Consider the following 18603-nt stretch of genomic DNA (forward strand, 5'->3'; position numbering starts at 1 on the left):
AAAACGATGTTTCATTATTTATAAATAATAAAGTGCAACTTTTCGTGTTGAATATTTATGAAATAACACTCAAAACGTGTTCTGGATCAAAAAAATACCCCTAGCTAGTGAGTGGAAGAACCGGTTATTCCTGAGACAATGGTATAGTGAGTAGGAACTATTCATGTTGGTTTATATGTGTATGTTCTGACTTAACAAATTACTGACTCGATTTAGCTTACAGCTTCGCACCAAATGTTAAGTAAGATCGTGCGTTTGTAAATTAATCTGTAGTTACTTTTGTCAAAGTTGACAAAAGGTTACTGAAAGGAGTAAAAAGCCCACAGTAAAACACTGGCTAAACAGTTGTTAAAACAGTGTGTTTTGTGTGGTTTTTATCCTTCCCTTTGAATCGATGTGGTGCACTAACTGCCAACACAAGAGCAGGATGTCCGACGCCACTTTTGATGAGTAAGCAATGAGTATGTCAACAACCACTGAAGTTATCGCTCATCATTGGGCGTTCGCTGTATTCCTGATCGGCGCAGTCGGGCTGTGCGGTTTGATGCTGCTAGGCGCGTTCTTCCTGGGTGGGAGAGCTCGGGCCCGCGCCAAAAACGTCCCTTATGAGTCAGGTATTGATTCAGTAGGCTCGGCGCGCATGCGCCTGTCTGCTAAGTTTTATCTGGTCGCCATGTTCTTCGTGATTTTCGATGTTGAAGCCCTGTACCTGTATGCGTGGTCAATCTCTATTCGTGAGAGCGGCTGGGTAGGCTTTATCGAAGCAACCATTTTCATTTTGGTGCTCTTGGCTGGTTTGGTTTATCTGGTGCGTATTGGCGCTCTGGATTGGACTCCTGCGCGCTCTAATCGTCGTGTGAGTAAACCGAGCATAGTCAAATACGCCAGCAGTCATCCAGATATACCCAAGAACTAGGTGTTGTCAGTCGGCAGCCAGCGGATGAATTCCGATAACTTATCAATAAGTAAGATTGACTACAGGTAAGTGACTCGGATTAGGACGCATAGCTAACAACCCTGCGGCTCCAAGTACAAAGGGTATAGTGGTCAATAAATACAGCGAGGCATTAACATGGACTATACGCTCACCCGCATAGACCCTAACGGTGAGAATGACCGTTACCCCCTGCAAACTCAGGAAACCGTCAGCGGCGATCCTCTCGAGCAACATGTCCACCGTAGTGTTTACATGGGTAAACTTGAGAACGCCATGCATGACATGGTGAATTGGGGGCGTAAGAATTCTCTTTGGCCGTATAACTTCGGCCTTTCCTGCTGTTATGTGGAGATGGTGACTTCGTTCACTGCCGTACATGACGTGGCGCGCTTTGGTGCCGAAGTCTTGCGTGCCTCCCCACGTCAGGCCGATTTCATGGTAGTGGCCGGCACCTGCTTTACCAAGATGGCCCCAGTTATTCAGCGTTTGTATGAACAAATGCTGGAGCCCAAATGGGTTATTTCCATGGGGGCCTGTGCTAACTCTGGCGGCATGTACGACATCTATTCCGTGGTACAAGGCGTGGATAAATTCCTACCGGTAGACGTGTATATCCCAGGTTGCCCACCGCGCCCGGAAGCTTATATGCAAGCTCTGCTGTTGTTGCAGGAATCTATCGGTAAAGAGCGCCGTCCTCTCTCTTGGGTTGTGGGTGATCAAGGTGTTTATCGCGCCAATATGCAGCCAGAAAGAGAACGTAAGCATGCTGAACGAATTGCAGTAACTAACCTGCGTACACCTGACGAAATCTAACACGATTTAAGTGTAAGGTTTTGGTGCGTAAGTGATTTGTTTTTGGAACGAACCGTTTTTCTTCCAAAACATGTGTGCGGCAAATGACCACAAAATGACACATTCAGTGTGGTGAAAAAACAGTGTGGTGAATAAATAATGACCGATTTAACGACGTCCGACAGCACCCAGCCTGCATGGCAGACCCGAGATCATCTTGATGATCCGGTTATTGGTGAACTGTCGAACCGTTTTGGGCCTGAGGCCTTTGTTGTTCAAGCCACCCGTACCGGGATGCCCGTGGTATGGATCAAGCGTGAACAATTACTGGAAGTAATGTCATTCCTGAGAAAACAACCGAAGCCGTATGTCATGCTGTTTGACCTGCATGGCGTCGATGAGCGCCTTCGGACTCACCGCCAGGGGCTTCCTGCTGCGGATTTCTCTGTTTTCTATCATCTGCTTTCTATCGAGCGCAACCGCGACATTATGCTGAAAGTGGCACTGTCTGAAAAAGACATGCACGTGCCCACAGCAACCAAGATTTTCCCTAATGCCAACTGGTATGAGCGTGAAACGTGGGAAATGTTCGGTATTACCTTTGATGGCCACCCGCACCTGACGCGCATTATGATGCCGCAGAGCTGGGAAGGTCATCCGCTGCGTAAAGATTACCCCGCGCGAGCCACGGAATTCGATCCCTTTGTGCTGACCAAGCAGAAAGAAGATTTGGAAATGGAGTCACTGACCTTCAAACCAGAAGATTGGGGCATGAAACGCGGAACCGAAAACGAGGACTTCATGTTCTTGAACCTCGGCCCGAACCACCCCTCCTCACACGGTGCATTCCGTATCGTGCTGCAGCTTGATGGTGAAGAGATTGTCGACTGTGTGCCAGATGTGGGTTATCACCACCGTGGCGCGGAGAAAATGGGTGAGCGCCAGTCCTGGCACAGCTACATTCCTTATACCGACCGTATTGAATACCTTGGTGGTTGCGTTAATGAGATGCCTTACGTGCTGGCAGTTGAAAAACTGGCCGGTATTGAAGTGCCGGATCGCGTTAAAACCATCCGCGTCATGCTGTCTGAATTATTCCGCATTAACAGTCACTTACTGTACATCAGTACTTTCATCCAGGACGTCGGCGCCATGACCCCGGTGTTCTTCGCCTTTACTGACCGGCAGAAAGTGTACGACTTAGTGGAAGCTATCACCGGTTTTCGTATGCACCCGGCTTGGTTCCGTATCGGTGGTGTGGCGCACGATTTGCCACGCGGCTGGGAACGCCTGCTGCGCGACTTCCTTGACTGGATGCCAAAACGTCTGGATTCCTACGTTAAAGCGGCGTTACAGAACAGTATCCTGAAAGGGCGTTCGGTCGGTGTGGCCGCCTATAATGCTAAAGAAGCATTGGAGTGGGGTGTGACCGGTGCGGGCCTGCGTGCGACGGGGGTTGAGTTTGACGTGCGTAAATGGCGTCCTTACTCCGGTTATGAGAACTTCGATTTCGAAGTGCCCGTCGGTAACAACGGTGACTGCTATGACCGTGTGATGCTGAAAGTGGAAGAGTTGCGCCAAAGTCTGCGCATTCTGGAGCAATGCTATAAAAATATGCCAGAAGGCCCATTCAAGGCCGACCACCCACTGACGACGCCGCCACCGAAAGAACGTACGCTGCAACATATTGAAACGTTAATCACTCACTTCCTGCAAGTTTCATGGGGCCCAGTGATGCCAGCTAACGAATCATTCCAGATGATTGAAGCGACCAAAGGGATCAACAGCTACTATCTGACCAGTGACGCCAGCACTATGAGCTATCGCACCCGGATACGTACTCCAAGCTATGCCCATTTACAGCAGATCCCATCGGTTATCCGTGGCAGCTTGGTATCTGACCTGATCGTCTATCTGGGCAGTATCGATTTTGTAATGTCTGATGTGGACCGCTAATTATGAGCAATCAAAAAGAGACTCAGGTAAGTAACGAAAGCCAAGATGTGGCGAACCTGGCAGTCAATGCGCACCAACCGGCGACCACGACTGAAGCTTTCGAATTGAGCGCTGAAGAACGTGATGCTATCGAGCATGAAAAGCACCATTATGAAGATGCTCGTGCCGCGTCAATCGAAGCACTGAAAATTGTGCAGAAGAAGCGCGGCTGGGTACCGGATGGCGCGATTCATGCCATTGCTGAAGTGCTGGGCATCCCGGCCAGTGATGTTGAGGGGGTTGCCACCTTCTACAGTCAGATCTTCCGTCAACCGGTCGGGCGTCATGTTATCCGCTACTGTGACAGTGTGGTGTGCCATATCACCGGTTATCAGGGGATCCAGGCGGCGATTTCGAAAAAACTCAGTATTCAGCCAGGCCAGACGACCTTTGATGGCCGCTTTACGCTGCTGCCAACCTGCTGTCTGGGGAACTGTGACCGCGGCCCGACCATGATGATCGACGACGATACCCACAGCTACCTGAAACCTGAAGATATTGAGAAGTTACTGGAGCAATATCCATGACAACAACTTCAGGTTTGACCAAAGAAATCGTCCGCACACCGGAAATGCACCCGCTGACTTGGCGTTTGCGTGATGATAAACAGCCGGTGTGGCTGGATGAGTATCGCAGCAAAACCGGGTACCAAGGTGCGGAAAAAGCGTTAAAAGGCATGGCACCACCGGATGTTGTTAGCTTAGTCAAAGACGCTGGCCTGAAAGGGCGTGGCGGTGCTGGCTTCTCCACTGGATTGAAGTGGAGTCTAATGCCCAAAGACGAAAGCATGAATATCCGTTATCTGCTGTGTAACGCCGATGAGATGGAACCGGGCACCTATAAAGACCGCCTGCTGATGGAACAATTGCCGCATTTGCTGGTGGAAGGGATGCTTATCAGTGCTTTCGCGCTGAAAGCCTACCGCGGCTACATCTTCCTGCGCGGTGAATATATTGAAGCGGCCGCTAACTTGCGCCGTGCCATTGCTGAGGCCAATGAAGCTGGCTTGCTGGGCAAAAATATCATGGGCAGCGGCTTTGATTTTGAGCTGATTGTGCATACCGGCGCGGGCCGTTATATCTGCGGTGAAGAAACGGCGCTGATTAATTCGCTGGAAGGCCGCCGTGCCAATCCGCGCTCCAAGCCACCTTTCCCAGCCTCTTCAGGGGTGTGGGGCAAGCCAACTTGCGTCAATAACGTTGAAACGCTGTGTAACGTTCCCGCCATTCTTGAGCATGGGGTGGAGTGGTATCAGGGGATCACCGCCGGTAAAAGTAACGATGCCGGTACCAAACTCATGGGCTTCTCTGGCCGGGTGAAAAATCCGGGCCTGTGGGAATTGCCGTTTGGTATCAGCGCCCGTGAAATTCTGGAAGATTACGCCGGTGGTATGCGCGATGGCCTGAAATTCAAAGCCTGGCAGCCGGGTGGGGCGGGTACTGACTTCCTGACCGCCGACCATCTGGATTTACCGATGGACTTCGAGAATATCGCCAAAGCAGGCAGCCGTTTAGGAACTGCGCTGGCGATGGCGGTAGACCACGAAATCGGTATGGTGCCGCTGGTGCGAAATTTGGAAGAGTTTTTTGCCCGTGAATCCTGTGGTTGGTGTACACCTTGTCGCGATGGTTTGCCATGGAGCGTGAAGATCCTGCGCGCGTTGGAGCGTGGCGAAGGTCAGCCGGGCGACATCGAGACGCTGGAGCAACTGTGCCGCTTCTTAGGGCCGGGCAAAACCTTCTGTGCTCACGCGCCGGGCGCGGTTGAACCACTGCAAAGTGCGATTAAATATTTCCGGGAAGAATTCGAAGCCGGGATCGCAACTAAAGACTATGGCAACACCCGAGCCATAGCCGGTATTCAGCCAAACCTATTAAAAGCGCGCTGGTAGCAGCATTGACGCCCTTGTTGTGTGCAGCAAGGGCCAGAATTTTTGATTAACGCTTGTCAACGAACCGTTTTAAAGTCGCCGAGTCAGATTTTGACGCGGTTCTAACACAAGCCACTTGGAAGCATGCTGATATGGCTACGATTCATGTAGACGGCAAAGAATACGACGTAAACGGGGCCGACAACCTGTTACAAGCTTGTCTCTCCCTGGGACTCGATATTCCTTACTTTTGCTGGCATCCGGCGCTGGGAAGCGTCGGCGCTTGCCGCCAATGTGCGGTAAAGCAATACCAAAACGCGGACGACACGCGTGGGCGTTTGGTGATGTCCTGTATGACGCCGGCCACCGATGGAACCTTTATTTCCATTGATGACGGTGAAGCCAAAGCGTTCCGTGAGAGTGTGGTTGAATGGTTGATGACCAACCACCCGCACGATTGCCCGGTCTGTGAAGAAGGGGGGAACTGTCACCTGCAAGATATGACAGTGATGACCGGCCACAGCTTCCGCCGCTATCGCTTTAGCAAACGGACGCATCAAAATCAGGATCTCGGCCCGTTCATCTCCCATGAAATGAACCGCTGTATCGCCTGTTACCGCTGCGTGCGTTACTACAAAGATTACGCGGATGGCACTGACTTTGGTGTCTACGGCGCACACGATAATGTCTATTTTGGCCGCACCGAGAGTGGCACGCTGGAAAGCGAATTCTCCGGTAACTTGGTCGAAGTGTGCCCGACCGGTGTATTCACCGACAAAACCCATTCCGAGCGTTATAACCGTAAGTGGGATATGCAATTCGCGCCGAGTATCTGCCAACAGTGCAGTGTGGGCTGTAATACCAGCCCGGGCGAGCGCTATGGTGAGTTACGCCGCATCGAAAACCGCTATAACGGCACGGTAAACCACTACTTTATGTGTGACCGTGGCCGCTTTGGTTATGGCTATGTCAATCGCAAAGACCGCCCGCGTCAGCCACAGCAGCTGCGTGGTAATGACTGGATCCACCTGAACGCCGAACAAGCGATGCAAGGTGCGGCAGATATTTTGCGTCAGGCGAAGAAAACCATCGGTATCGGTTCACCGCGTGCCAGCTTGGAAAGCAACTTCGCGCTGCGTGAGTTGGTGGGGGCTGAAAACTTCTATACCGGCATCGCTGCCAGTGAGCAACAGCGCCTGCAACTGATGCTGAAAGTGCTGCGTGAGGGCGGTATTTACACGCCAGCATTACGCGAAATTGAAAGCTACGACGCCGTGCTGATTCTGGGGGAAGATTTGACCCAAACTGGCGCCCGCATCGCGCTGTCAGTTCGCCAAGCAGTGAAAGGAAAAGCGCGTGAAATGGCCGCCGCACAAAAAGTGGCTGACTGGCAAATTGCCGCCATCATGAACATTGGTCAACATGCCAAACATCCGCTGTTTATCACCAACGTTGATAACACCCGCATGGATGATATCGCGGCATGGAACTATCGCGCGCCGGTGGCTGATCAAGCTCGTTTAGGTTTTGCCATTGCCCATGCGCTGGATGAGTCTGCCCCGGCAGTCTCTGATCTGGACAGTAAACTGAAAGGTAAAGTGGACATTATCGTGCAGGCGCTGGCCGGGGCGAAAAAACCACTGATTATCACCGGCAGCAGTGCGGGCAGCGATGCCATCATTGAGGCGGCAGCCAACGTGGCGAAAGCCCTGAAAGGCCGTGGTTCTGACGTCGGCATCACCTTTGTTGCCAGTGCCGCTAACAGTATCGGCCTGTCAATGATCGGCGGTGGTTCATTGGATCAAGCATTGGAGTTGTTGACTCAAGGTGATGCAGACAGCGTTATCGTGATGGAAAACGACCTGTATCGCCATGGCGCAAAAGACAAAATTGATGCCGCATTGGAGAAAACCGCAAATCTGATCGTGGTCGATCATCAGCGCACCGCGATTATGGAAAAAGCAGATTTGATTCTGTCTGCCGCCAGTTTCGCGGAAAGCGACGGTACCTTGGTCAATCAGGAAGGCCGCGCCCAGCGCTTCTTCCAAGTGTATGACCCAACTTATTATGACGATCCGAAAAAACCAGAAAACAACAGTATTATGCTGGAGAGCTGGCGTTGGTTGCATTCCCTGCACTCAACTTATACCCGCCGCCATGTGGACTGGACGCAACTTGACCACGTGATTCAAGCCTGTGTGGCGGCATTGCCACAGTTGCAAGGCATTGTTGATGCGGCACCGGATGCGACATTCCGTATTCGTGGTCAGAAATTGGCGCGCTCGCCAATCCGTTATAGTGGCCGTACCGCCATGCGCGCAGACATCAGTGTGCATGAACCGCGTCAGCCGCAAGATATTGACACGCCGTTTGCCTTCTCAATGGAGGGCAACAACAGCCCACTGGCTGACCGTCAGCAGGTTCCATTTGCTTGGGCCCCAGGCTGGAACTCACCGCAAGCATGGAATAAATTCCAAGCGGAAGTGGGGGGCAACCTGCGCTTTGGTGACCCGGGTGTGCGCCTGATTGAAGCAGGGGAGGGAACGCTCGGTTACTTTGATTCAGTACCGGCTGCCTTTACTGCTCAGGCGGATGGTTGGCAGATAGCGCCTTATTACCATCTGTTTGGTAGTGAAGAAATGTCTCAGCGTTCAGATGTGATTCAACAACGGATGCCTGCACCTTACGTGATGGTCAATCCGGCTGATGCTGCCACACTTGGGGTTAATCTCGGTACGCTGGTGGAATTTAATTGCGCGGGTCAGACATTGCGCCTGCCAGTACGTCTGAGTGAAACCTTGGCTCAAGGTCAGGTCGGCTTGCCGCTTGGCTTACCGGGCATTCCGCCAATTATGGCGGGTGCGCGCGTTGAGAATCTGCGGGAGGCAGTACTATGAGCTGGTTTACCCCTGAATTGATTGAGATTTTAATCTCTGTCCTGAAAGCGGTAGTGATTCTGTTGGTGGTGGTGACGTGCGGCGCATTTATGAGCTTTGGCGAGCGCCGCCTGCTGGGTCTGTTCCAAAACCGTTATGGGCCAAACCGTGTCGGTTGGGGCGGGTCATTGCAGCTGGTTGCTGACATGATCAAAATGTTCTTCAAAGAAGACTGGGTGCCGAAGTTTTCTGACCGAGCCATTTTTACCTTAGCGCCAGTGATTGCGTTTACTTCGCTGCTGCTCTCTTTCGCCATCGTCCCGGTCAGCCCGACCTGGGCGGTTGCGGATCTCAACATCGGTATTTTGTTCTTCCTGATGATGGCCGGACTGGCGGTTTACGCCGTGCTGTTCGCCGGTTGGTCCAGCAATAACAAATATTCGCTGTTAGGGGCAATGCGTGCGTCGGCACAAACTCTGAGTTACGAAGTGTTCCTCGGCTTATCCTTGATGGGCGTGGTGGCGCAGGCCGGCTCATTTAACATGCAGGATATTGTTAACTCCCAAGAGCACGTCTGGAATGTTATCCCGCAATTCTTTGGCTTTGTGACCTTTGCCATTGCGGGCGTTGCAGTTTGTCACCGTCATCCCTTTGACCAGCCAGAAGCTGAACAAGAACTGGCCGATGGTTACCACATTGAATATTCCGGTATGAAATTCGGTCTGTTCTTCGTCGGTGAATACATCGGTATCGTGACTGTCTCTGCACTGATAGTCACTTTGTTCTTCGGGGGCTGGCAAGGCCCATTCTTGCCGCCATTTATCTGGTTTGCGCTGAAAACGGCTTTCTTCATGGTGATGTTCATTCTGATCCGTGCCTCCTTGCCGCGCCCACGTTATGACCAAGTGATGTCATTCGGTTGGAAAGTTTGCCTGCCGTTGACCCTGCTGAATCTGCTGGCGACTGCCGCGGTCATTTTGTACAACGCTCAATAAGGGGTGAATGAACCATGACGTTGAAAGAGTTAGTGGTTGGTTTCGGCACCCAAGTGCGCAGCCTGTGGATGATTGGCCTTCATGCCTTCCACAAGCGCGAAACCCAAATGTATCCAGAAGAGCCGGTTTATCTGCCACCGCGCTACCGTGGCCGCATCGTGCTGACGCGCGATCCTGACGGTGAAGAGCGCTGTGTTGCGTGTAACCTGTGTGCCGTTGCTTGCCCGGTGGGGTGTATCTCATTGCAGAAAGCCGAGCAGAAAGATGGCCGTTGGTATCCGGAGTTCTTCCGTATCAACTTCTCGCGCTGCATTTTCTGTGGCCTGTGTGAAGAGGCTTGCCCAACCACCGCCATCCAGCTCACGCCGGATTTCGAAATGGGTGAGTTCAAACGCCAGGATCTGGTGTATGAGAAAGAAGACTTGTTGATCTCGGGGCCGGGTAAATATCCGGAATATAATTTCTACCGGATGTCCGGTATGGCGATTGACGGCAAGCCGAAAGGCGACGCCGAAAATGAAGCCAAACCGATCGACGTTAAAGGTCTGATGCCTTAGGAGCCAGCGTCCATGGAATTTGCATTTTATATTGCAGCATTGGTGGCAGTGGTGGCGACTATTCGCGTTATCACTCATACCAACCCGGTACATGCGCTGCTGTACCTGATTATCTCTTTGCTGGCTATTTCAGCGGTATTTTTCTCGCTGGGGGCTTACTTTGCCGGTGCGTTGGAAATCATCGTGTACGCCGGTGCCATTATGGTGCTGTTCGTGTTCGTGGTGATGATGCTGAACTTGGGCAATGTTGAACAACAAGAGCGCGACTGGTTGAAACCAAGCTTGTGGATTGGCCCCGGCTTATTGGCCTTGGTGCTGCTGTCGGTACTGATTTATGGCATTAGCTCAGTCACCGATTCAGGTATCAGCGGTGAGATGGTGGATGCCAAAGCGGTCGGTATCAGCTTGTTCGGCCCTTATGTGCTGGCGGTTGAGTTGGCTTCAATGCTGCTGCTAGCCGGGCTGGTCGTTGCCTTCCATATTGGGCGGGAACACAAGCCGGGTGAAGTGCTAGGCGCAAGTGACAGCGCGAAAAGAAAAACGGAGGAACAAGCATGATCCCTCTACAACATGGCCTGATTTTGGCGGCCATTCTGTTTGTGCTGGGGCTGATGGGGTTGATGATTCGTCGCAACCTGCTGTTTATGCTGATAAGCCTGGAAGTGATGATCAATGCAGCGGCGCTCGCCTTTGTGGTGGCGGGCAGTTATTGGGGTCAGGCTGACGGTCAGGTGATGTATATCCTGGCAATTACGCTGGCGGCAGCGGAGGCCAGTATTGGCCTGGCATTGCTGCTACAGCTGTATCGTCGCCGTCATACTCTGAATATCGACACAGTCAGTGAGATGCGCGGATGAACCTATTATATTTAACAATTCTGCTGCCACTGCTGGGCTTCTTGCTGTTGGCATTCTCCCGTGGGCGTTGGTCTGAAAATACCTCCGCCACTGTTGGGGTGGGTTCTATTGGCCTAACGGCGCTGGTGACACTGTATGTCGCAGTGGATTTCCTTAGCCAAAAAGCCACCGGGGTACCGGTGTTTAACCAAACACTGTGGAATTGGATGTCTGTCGGGGAGTTCAACATTCCGCTGACGCTGACACTGGACGGCCTGTCGCTGACCATGTTGTCGGTGGTCACTGGCGTGGGCTTCCTTATTCACATGTATGCCTCTTGGTATATGCGGGGGGAAGAGGGCTATTCCCGCTTCTTCGCTTACACCAACCTGTTTATCGCCAGTATGGTGGTCTTGGTGTTGGCGGATAACCTGATGCTGATGTATTTGGGTTGGGAAGGGGTAGGGCTGTGCAGTTACTTGCTGATTGGTTTCTACTACACCAATCCGGCTAACGGTGCAGCAGCGATGAAAGCCTTTATCGTGACCCGTGTCGGTGACGTGTTCTTGGCCATCGCCTTGTTTATCCTCTACCAAGAACTGGGTACGTTGAACATTCGTGAGCTGATGGTATTAGCACCGCAGAAACTGGAAATGGGCTCCACCGCTATTACCTGGGCGACGCTGATGCTGTTGGGTGGTGCGGTCGGTAAATCGGCGCAGTTGCCGTTACAAACTTGGTTGGCTGATGCGATGGCTGGCCCGACGCCGGTTTCTGCATTGATCCATGCGGCAACCATGGTAACTGCCGGGGTGTATTTGATTGCCCGAACTCACGGTCTATTCCTGATGGCACCGGAAGTTCTGCATCTGGTCGGGGTTATCGGTGCGGTGACCTTGGTATTGGCCGGTTTTGCCGCCTTGGTGCAAACCGACATCAAACGGGTGCTGGCCTACTCCACCATGAGCCAGATTGGCTACATGTTCCTGGCGCTCGGCGTGCAGGCATGGGATGCGGCGATTTTCCACCTGATGACCCATGCTTTCTTCAAAGCCTTACTGTTCCTCTCCTCCGGTTCAGTGATTCTGGCCTGTCACCACGAGCAAAATATTTTCAAAATGGGCGGTCTGCGCAAGACTATCCCATTGGTTTATATCTGCTTCTTGGTGGGTGGTGCAGCGCTGGCAGCATTGCCAATCGTCACCGCCGGCTTCTACAGTAAAGATGAGATTCTGTGGGGCGCATTGGCCAGTGGCCATGTCAACCTGATGGTAGCGGGGCTGGTTGGGGCATTCCTCACCGCGCTGTACACCTTCCGCATGATTTTCATTGTGTTCCATGGCGAGCCAAAAACCAAAGCGCATCCGGTCAAAGGGATAACTCACAGCCTGCCGCTGATCGTGTTGCTGGTGCTGTCGACATTTGTTGGCGCGCTGATAACACCACCGCTGGCGGGTGTATTGCCAGAGCTTCACTTTGGTGAAGAGGGCAAAATGCCGCTGGAAATCTTCTCTGGGGTGATAGTGGTGATTGGTATTGCACTGGCAGCAATGCTGTATCTGGGCAAACGTCAGTTGGTCAACAGCATTGCGCAAAGTGCGCCGGGCCGCTTCTTTACCGTCTGGTGGTTCCATGCGTGGGGCTTCGACTGGCTGTATCACAACGTATTTGTTCGCCCATATCTGTGGATTGCCAGACTGTTGCAGCGTGATCCGCTGAACTCACTGATGAATACCCCGGCGATACTTTCGCGCTGGAGTAATCGCGGTCTGACCGTCAGTGAAAATGGACAGGTGCGTTGGTATGTCGCGTCTATGGGTTTGGGTGCAGTCGTTGTACTGGCTCTGTTGCTTTTCGTTTAATTAGGGACACAAAACGCCATGCTATTACCTTGGCTAATTCTTATCCCCTTTATCGGCGGCTTACTGTCTTGGCAGTGTGAGCGCTTCGGTACCAGAGTACCGCGCTGGATAGCGCTACTCGCGATGGGGCTGACATTGGTGCTCTCCTTGCAGTTGTGGGTGCAGGGCAACTATTCACTGATGAACCCGGCGGGTATCCCGCAGTGGCAGTCAGAATTCACCCTGCCGTGGATCCCACGGTTCGGCATTGCCTTCCATCTGGCTTTAGATGGGTTGTCACTGCTGATGGTGGTGCTGACTGGCTTGCTGGGTGTGCTGGCTATCCTCTGTTCGTGGCGTGAAATTCAGCGCAATCAGGGCTTTTTCTACCTGAATCTGTTGTGGATTCTGGGTGGGGTTATCGGCGTGTTCCTCGCCATCGACATGTTCCTGTTCTTCTTCTTCTGGGAAATGATGTTGGTGCCGATGTACTTCCTGATTGCCTTGTGGGGCCACAAAGCATCAGACGGTAAAACCCGCATTGCGGCGGCGACCAAGTTCTTCATCTATACCCAGGCCAGCGGCCTTATCATGCTGATTGCCATTTTGGGGCTGGTGTTTGTGCACTATAACGCCACCGGTGTCTGGACTTTCAACTACGAAGACTTGTTGAAAACGCCGATGTCCCATCATGTGGAATATCTGCTGATGCTGGGCTTCTTTATCGCCTTTGCGGTAAAAATGCCGGTGGTGCCATTGCACGGCTGGTTGCCCGATGCACACAGTCAGGCACCAACGGCGGGTTCTGTCGACTTAGCCGGGATTTTGCTGAAAACCGCAGCCTATGGTTTGCTGCGCTTTAGCTTACCACTGTTCCCAAATGCTTCCGCTGAATTTGCGCCAATTGCCATGTGGTTGGGTGTCGTCGGTATCTTCTACGGCGCATGGATGGCCTTCTGTCAGACTGATATCAAACGCCTGATTGCTTACACCAGTGTGTCGCACATGGGCTTTGTCCTGATTGCCATCTACACCGGCAGCCAACTGGCATACCAAGGGGCGGTTATCCAGATGATTGCTCACGGCCTTTCTGCCGCCGGTATGTTCATCATTTGCGGCCAGTTGTACGAGCGCCTGCATACCCGTGATATGCGCCAGATGGGCGGGCTGTGGGGGCGAATCAAATATTTGCCTGCGCTGTCGCTGTTCTTCGCGGTCGCGACCTTGGGGATGCCGGGTACCGGTAACTTCGTGGGCGAATTTATGATTCTGTTCGGTAGCTTCCAGGTGGTGCCGGTCATTACTGTTATTTCGACTTTCGGGCTAGTTTTTGCTTCGGTTTACGCGCTAATTATGATGCAACGTGCTTATTACGGCGCGCCAAAATCAGAAGAAGCACTACCGGGCATGAGCGCAAGGGAATTGTCTATCATTCTGCTGTTAGTGGTGCTGTTAGTGTTGCTGGGGGTTTACCCGCAGCCGATTCTCGACACCTCCCATGCGGCGATGAGTAATGTACAGCAGTGGTTCTCAGCTTCATCTATTCCAGTTCCATCTATTACAACAACAAGGCCGTAATTCGCCATGACAATAACTCCTCAACAACTGATCGCCATGCTGCCGCTGTTGATCGTCGGATTGACGGTGGTGGTTGTGATGCTGTCCATTGCGTGGCGACGCGATCACTTTATCAACGCCACTCTGACGGTTATCGGGCTTAACTTGGCACTGCTGTCACTGTATTTTGTCGGCCAAGTTGGGCCGATGGATGTCACGCCGCTGATGCGCCTTGACGGCTATTCGATGTTCTATACCGGGCTGGTGATAGTCGCCAGTCTGGCAACCAGCACCTTTGCTTATCCGTGGCTCAATGGCTACCCAGATAACCGCGAAGAATTCTATCTGCTGGTGCTGATTGCGACTATGGGCGGCATTTTGCTGGCCAGTGCCAATCATCTGGCTTCACTGTTCCTGGGCATTGAACTGATTTCCTTGCCGCTGTTTGGCCTGATTGGCTATGCCTATCGCCAGAAGCGCTCACTGGAAGCCAGTATCAAGTACATGCTGCTGTCTGCGGCCGCATCGTCATTCCTGCTGTTCGGGATGGCGCTGTTGTATGCCGAGTCTGGCAGTTTGTCTTTTGCCAGCCTCGGCCAGAGCCTGAGTGACTCGACTATCCACCAGCCGCTGATTCTGGCCGGTCTGGGGATGATGATTGTCGGCCTCGGCTTTAAATTGTCCTTGGTGCCATTCCAACTGTGGACGCCGGATGTGTATCAGGGCGCACCTGCCCCGGTATCTACTTTCCTGGCAACCGCCAGCAAGATTGCCATCTTTGCGGTAGTGATGCGCTTGTTCCTGTATGCACCTGCCGCCGACAGTGAAGCGGTGCGCATCGTGCTGTCACTGATTGCGGTGGCCTCGATTCTGTTTGGTAACCTGATGGCCATCAGCCAGACCAACATCAAGCGTCTGCTGGGCTATTCCTCAATAGCGCATCTTGGCTACTTGCTGATTGCGCTGGTGGCGGTGCAAACCCATCAGTTGGCATTGGAAACCGTCGGTGTCTATCTGGCCGGTTACCTGTTCAGCAGCTTGGGGGCTTTCGGTGTGGTCAGCTTGATGTCCAGCCCATACAAAGGGCCGGATGCGGAATCCCTGTTCTCCTACCGTGGGCTGTTCTGGCATAAGCCAATTCTGTCTGCGGTGATGACGGTGATGATGCTGTCACTGGCGGGTATTCCAATGACACTGGGCTTTATCGGTAAGTTCTTTGTGGTGGCAATGGGTGTGAGTGCCAGCCTGTGGTGGCTGACCGGTGCTGTGGTGTTAGGCAGTGCCATCGGCCTGTATTACTATCTGCGAGTGACTGTCAGCCTGTACCTCAGTGCGCCGGAAACCTTAGTCCGTGATACGCCAAGCAACTGGGCATTAACTGCCGGTGGCGTGGTGGTGCTGATTTCCGCGATTTTGGTGCTGTTCTTGGGTGTCTATCCGCAGCCGCTGATTTCGCTGGTTCAGTTAGCTCAGCCGCTGATGTAACTGTGTGCTGAAAGCCAAACCAACCCTCTGCAAGCTTCGGCTAGCAGGGGGTTTTTCTTTATGGGCGCATTAAGATTGTTTAAGTGGGGCTGGGGTAAAAAGTGGAGGGACGAGTCTGCTGTACTTTAATATATTTACCAGTGATTTCTCACTGTATTATTAAGGATATCTATATGTTGCAGTCCTCCTCGACTTACTCTTACAAAAAATATCCCTCTGTGGATGATATTATCTCATCACCTAATAATTCTGAGATAATTATGTCTGGCTGCTTTTTTAAAGATAAAGTCACCGTCAACGCCTCGCTTGAGCAGGCGAAAGAAGACGATAAATTTAATGCGATAATGATAGAAAATGCTTGTTTTTCAATAAGCAAAAATTTTCATCACACTAATTATCTATCTATTAATCAAGTGGATAAAGCTAACATTATTGCGATAAAATATTTGCCGATGCTACAAAACAAATTGGACGAAAAATATGATCTTCTGCGCGATTGTTTAAATAAACAGTTAATCATGGCAAAAGAGAGTTATCACACCAAAGGTAAAGAGATATTTAATGAACTTATTGCACGAAACCTAGCTGGTGTGGCAAGTTCAGATATTAATCACCGGAATTGGGTCAATGAAAATCCGCTAACTAAGGCAATGTTAGATTGTATACAAGATAGTCACGATCAGACTGATATTAATGCCGTTATTTCAGATAGAGTCATTCAATTTTTTAACTATAAACTCCCAGACACAATGCAGGAAATCGCGAGTTTAGACACATTCCTAATGAAAGGCATTGATGAGATTATTGACCATACTTTTTTTGCAGAAAATGTGAGAGTGACATATTCAGACGAACTTGCGGCCAGCATTCAAGATAAAATTGAAAACCCGACAAATGTCGCGGTGATACCCTCAAAAAGTGAACGCCAGAATCTTGAGCTGCTGTTACATAGCTTTAAATTGTGATTTTTGTCACATTTCAAATGAAATGAAAGTAATTAATATTATTTTTGTGTGATTTTCATCATAAATAAAATCGCAATATCAGGTAAACTGCGCAACTTTCACTCAATACACATTTCTCTTAATGTTTTTTGCGTAGGTAAATACTGATGAACATTATTCTGATGATTGCCATTACCACCGGCATTCTCTCGGGTATTTGGGGCTGGGTTGCGGTCAGCCTTGGGCTTATCAGTTGGGCGGGATTTTTGGGATGTACCGCTTACTTTGCCTGCCCGCAGGGGGGGCTAAAAGGCCTGCTTATCACGTTGCTAACCTGCCTGAGCGGGGTATTTTGGGCGATGATGATAATTCAGGGAAGTGCCGTGCAACCTGAATGGACGATCCTTGGCTATGTTTTGACCGGCGTGGTGGCATTTTTGATGTGCATCCAAGCCTGTCAACAGTGGCTATCCTTTGTTCCCGGTACTTTTATTGGTGCTTGCGCCACTTTTGCCGCTGATGGTAACTGGAAGTTAGTGACGGCCTCGGTGCTGGTCGGGGTCGTGTTTGGCTACGCGATGAAAAACAGCGGGCTGTGGCTGGCGGCCAGGCGCAACCGCTCAGGTAAGGGCACGGCTTTAGCGCCTTCAGTTGATACAGAGTAAAGATATTTTTACTGTAATCAAAAGCCCACGGAATATAATAAAAAAGGCACTTTTGGGTGTCTTTTTTATGTCCTGATTTAAGTGTGCTGGTGCTGATAATATAGAAAAATCAATCCTAGCATTGAGCCACTTGGGATTATCAGGTAGAGACCTGGTGTGAATGACCAGCGCCTTATGATTATATAGTTGTTACCAATATGATATTGGACTGCATAATGATAGGTAGGTAATAGTATTGAAAATTACTCATGCTGGCATCAATCTTGATGAACTAAAATCAGCGCAATCAGGAAAAAGGACCCCAGAAAAAGAGGTGACTCAGTGGTGCTCATTTAATCATAAGGATTATAAACGGGTGACACTCTCAGAGAAAACCCCCATTGTTTACCAGTGGTTTATTAATCCGGAAGATGAACAGTTAAAAAAAGCAGATATACCGATAGTAAACACCAGGGATAACCCCTATCTAGATAATATAAAGAAAGCTTGTCAGATAGAAAATGAGAGATTCATTGGTGTATTTATTGGCGGCGAAATAACATCAACACAATATGAAAGCATGCATGAGCTGGAGGTAGAATATCCCAATCTTAAGTTCTTATTCAAAGATGACCTTGATTTTAGTATGTATGATATAAAGAAAAGTAAGCACATTACTCAATTAATTGAGGATATGAAAGAAAGATATCCCAATGAAAAGGGTGAAATAGATAAAATGGCGTCTGACTTGAACGAGTTATTAAATGATGGCGACAATGAAACCTTATTATCCGAGCTGGAAAAAGGCTGTTTTCATGTTTGCTTTGATCAATATAGAAACTTTCTTATGCTGAAAGGCAACTCTGTATTTGTCGAAGCGGGTAAGGTAAGGGCTGGTGATCTGGATGATATTAGTGGCATGATTTATTTAGATCTTGATATGGTTATCAATAAAAAAATAGGTGAAGTCTCTTTACCTGATGGCATCGGTTTTTTTATTGATACATGCTCTAAAAATGAGGTGCCAAATATAGAAAATAGCATTATTGCAGTAAGCCAAAGTCACCATCCGGTCTTGCTAAAAGGGCTAGAGGTTATGTATACAAAAACTGACTATCACCCTTACTATGATGGTATTACTGCTGCAGTGAGAGATTATTTTAATTGTACTTATGGTTTATATGATCAAGCCGAATTCTGTCAATTTATTAAATTTCCGGATGATAGCTTTTCCACTAATACCAGTAAACTCTCTCAGAGTTCATGGGATTGAT

16 protein-coding genes are annotated in these 18603 nt (G+C 50.5%); all 16 read left to right on the forward strand.

From position 1 onward, the window contains the following. The first annotated feature begins 457 nt into the window (after positions 1-457). The 16 genes from nuoA (at position 458) to D5F51_RS05270 (ending at position 18602) form a co-directional block, all read left to right on the forward strand. Complete coding sequence (nuoA, locus tag D5F51_RS05195) at positions 458-916, forward strand: NADH-quinone oxidoreductase subunit NuoA (protein ID WP_025378927.1); 459 nt, start codon at positions 458-460, stop codon at positions 914-916. A gap of 156 nt (positions 917-1072) precedes the next feature. Beyond that, the gene (locus tag D5F51_RS05200) at positions 1073-1750 is read left to right on the forward strand and encodes a NuoB/complex I 20 kDa subunit family protein (RefSeq protein WP_002210278.1); all 678 of its coding nucleotides are present in this window, start codon (positions 1073-1075) and stop codon (positions 1748-1750) included. Between the two features lie 138 nt (positions 1751-1888). After that, complete coding sequence (gene nuoC / locus D5F51_RS05205) at positions 1889-3685, forward strand: NADH-quinone oxidoreductase subunit C/D (protein ID WP_129195797.1); 1797 nt, start codon at positions 1889-1891, stop codon at positions 3683-3685. A 2-nt stretch (positions 3686-3687) separates the two neighbouring features. Continuing rightward, on the forward strand, positions 3688-4251 hold the full coding sequence (nuoE, locus tag D5F51_RS05210; RefSeq protein WP_025378925.1) for an NADH-quinone oxidoreductase subunit NuoE: 564 nt from the start codon (positions 3688-3690) through the stop codon (positions 4249-4251). Next, the gene (nuoF, locus tag D5F51_RS05215; protein ID WP_025378924.1) at positions 4248-5615 is read left to right on the forward strand and encodes an NADH-quinone oxidoreductase subunit NuoF; all 1368 of its coding nucleotides are present in this window, start codon (positions 4248-4250) and stop codon (positions 5613-5615) included. Before nuoE ends, nuoF begins: the two co-directional genes overlap by 4 nt. A 131-nt stretch (positions 5616-5746) precedes the next feature. Then, positions 5747-8491 carry an NADH-quinone oxidoreductase subunit NuoG gene (nuoG, locus tag D5F51_RS05220; RefSeq protein WP_129195798.1) on the forward strand — a complete coding sequence of 915 codons (2745 nt, stop codon included), beginning with the start codon at positions 5747-5749 and terminating at the stop codon, positions 8489-8491. Further along, a complete protein-coding gene (gene nuoH, locus D5F51_RS05225) occupies positions 8488-9465 on the forward strand; it encodes an NADH-quinone oxidoreductase subunit NuoH (protein ID WP_025378922.1) in 978 nt (325 codons plus the stop codon). Before nuoG ends, nuoH begins: the two co-directional genes overlap by 4 nt. A gap of 14 nt (positions 9466-9479) precedes the next feature. Then, the gene (nuoI, locus tag D5F51_RS05230; RefSeq protein ID WP_025378921.1) at positions 9480-10022 is read left to right on the forward strand and encodes an NADH-quinone oxidoreductase subunit NuoI; all 543 of its coding nucleotides are present in this window, start codon (positions 9480-9482) and stop codon (positions 10020-10022) included. 12 nt (positions 10023-10034) lie between these two features. Continuing rightward, positions 10035-10580, forward strand: coding sequence for an NADH-quinone oxidoreductase subunit J (gene nuoJ, locus D5F51_RS05235; RefSeq protein WP_025378920.1), 546 nt, complete (start codon positions 10035-10037; stop codon positions 10578-10580). After that, entirely contained in the window at positions 10577-10879 is a 303-nt protein-coding gene (nuoK, locus tag D5F51_RS05240; RefSeq protein WP_129195799.1) for an NADH-quinone oxidoreductase subunit NuoK, read from the forward strand. Before nuoJ ends, nuoK begins: the two co-directional genes overlap by 4 nt. Further along, entirely contained in the window at positions 10876-12720 is a 1845-nt protein-coding gene (gene nuoL / locus D5F51_RS05245; protein WP_129195800.1) for an NADH-quinone oxidoreductase subunit L, read from the forward strand. Before nuoK ends, nuoL begins: the two co-directional genes overlap by 4 nt. An 18-nt stretch (positions 12721-12738) precedes the next feature. Next, the gene (gene nuoM, locus D5F51_RS05250; protein ID WP_087768690.1) at positions 12739-14277 is read left to right on the forward strand and encodes an NADH-quinone oxidoreductase subunit M; all 1539 of its coding nucleotides are present in this window, start codon (positions 12739-12741) and stop codon (positions 14275-14277) included. A gap of 6 nt (positions 14278-14283) precedes the next feature. Then, positions 14284-15741 (forward strand): NADH-quinone oxidoreductase subunit NuoN, encoded by a 1458-nt coding sequence (nuoN, locus tag D5F51_RS05255; protein ID WP_129195801.1) that lies wholly within the window; start codon positions 14284-14286, stop codon positions 15739-15741. A 173-nt stretch (positions 15742-15914) separates the two neighbouring features. Beyond that, positions 15915-16706, forward strand: a complete 792-nt coding sequence (locus D5F51_RS05260) for a hypothetical protein (protein WP_129195802.1) — start codon at positions 15915-15917, stop codon at positions 16704-16706. 146 nt (positions 16707-16852) lie between these two features. Continuing rightward, the gene (locus tag D5F51_RS05265) at positions 16853-17350 is read left to right on the forward strand and encodes a DUF1097 domain-containing protein (protein WP_129195803.1); all 498 of its coding nucleotides are present in this window, start codon (positions 16853-16855) and stop codon (positions 17348-17350) included. Positions 17351-17585: 235 nt separating this feature from the next. After that, a complete protein-coding gene (locus D5F51_RS05270; protein ID WP_129195804.1) occupies positions 17586-18602 on the forward strand; it encodes a non-LEE encoded effector protein NleB in 1017 nt (338 codons plus the stop codon). Position 18603 lies beyond the last annotated feature (1 nt).

It is taken from the genome of Yersinia hibernica (assembly GCF_004124235.1).
GTDB lineage: Bacteria > Pseudomonadota > Gammaproteobacteria > Enterobacterales > Enterobacteriaceae > Yersinia > Yersinia hibernica.

Coding starts and splice junctions, on each gene's coding strand:
- nuoA (WP_025378927.1), top strand. CDS start 458: ATGAGTATGTCAACAACCACTGAAGTTATCGCTCATCATTGGGCGTTC.
- D5F51_RS05200 (WP_002210278.1), top strand. CDS start 1,073: ATGGACTATACGCTCACCCGCATAGACCCTAACGGTGAGAATGACCGT.
- nuoC (WP_129195797.1), top strand. CDS start 1,889: ATGACCGATTTAACGACGTCCGACAGCACCCAGCCTGCATGGCAGACC.
- nuoE (WP_025378925.1), top strand. CDS start 3,688: ATGAGCAATCAAAAAGAGACTCAGGTAAGTAACGAAAGCCAAGATGTG.
- nuoF (WP_025378924.1), top strand. CDS start 4,248: ATGACAACAACTTCAGGTTTGACCAAAGAAATCGTCCGCACACCGGAA.
- nuoG (WP_129195798.1), top strand. CDS start 5,747: ATGGCTACGATTCATGTAGACGGCAAAGAATACGACGTAAACGGGGCC.
- nuoH (WP_025378922.1), top strand. CDS start 8,488: ATGAGCTGGTTTACCCCTGAATTGATTGAGATTTTAATCTCTGTCCTG.
- nuoI (WP_025378921.1), top strand. CDS start 9,480: ATGACGTTGAAAGAGTTAGTGGTTGGTTTCGGCACCCAAGTGCGCAGC.
- nuoJ (WP_025378920.1), top strand. CDS start 10,035: ATGGAATTTGCATTTTATATTGCAGCATTGGTGGCAGTGGTGGCGACT.
- nuoK (WP_129195799.1), top strand. CDS start 10,577: ATGATCCCTCTACAACATGGCCTGATTTTGGCGGCCATTCTGTTTGTG.
- nuoL (WP_129195800.1), top strand. CDS start 10,876: ATGAACCTATTATATTTAACAATTCTGCTGCCACTGCTGGGCTTCTTG.
- nuoM (WP_087768690.1), top strand. CDS start 12,739: ATGCTATTACCTTGGCTAATTCTTATCCCCTTTATCGGCGGCTTACTG.
- nuoN (WP_129195801.1), top strand. CDS start 14,284: ATGACAATAACTCCTCAACAACTGATCGCCATGCTGCCGCTGTTGATC.
- D5F51_RS05260 (WP_129195802.1), top strand. CDS start 15,915: ATGTTGCAGTCCTCCTCGACTTACTCTTACAAAAAATATCCCTCTGTG.
- D5F51_RS05265 (WP_129195803.1), top strand. CDS start 16,853: ATGAACATTATTCTGATGATTGCCATTACCACCGGCATTCTCTCGGGT.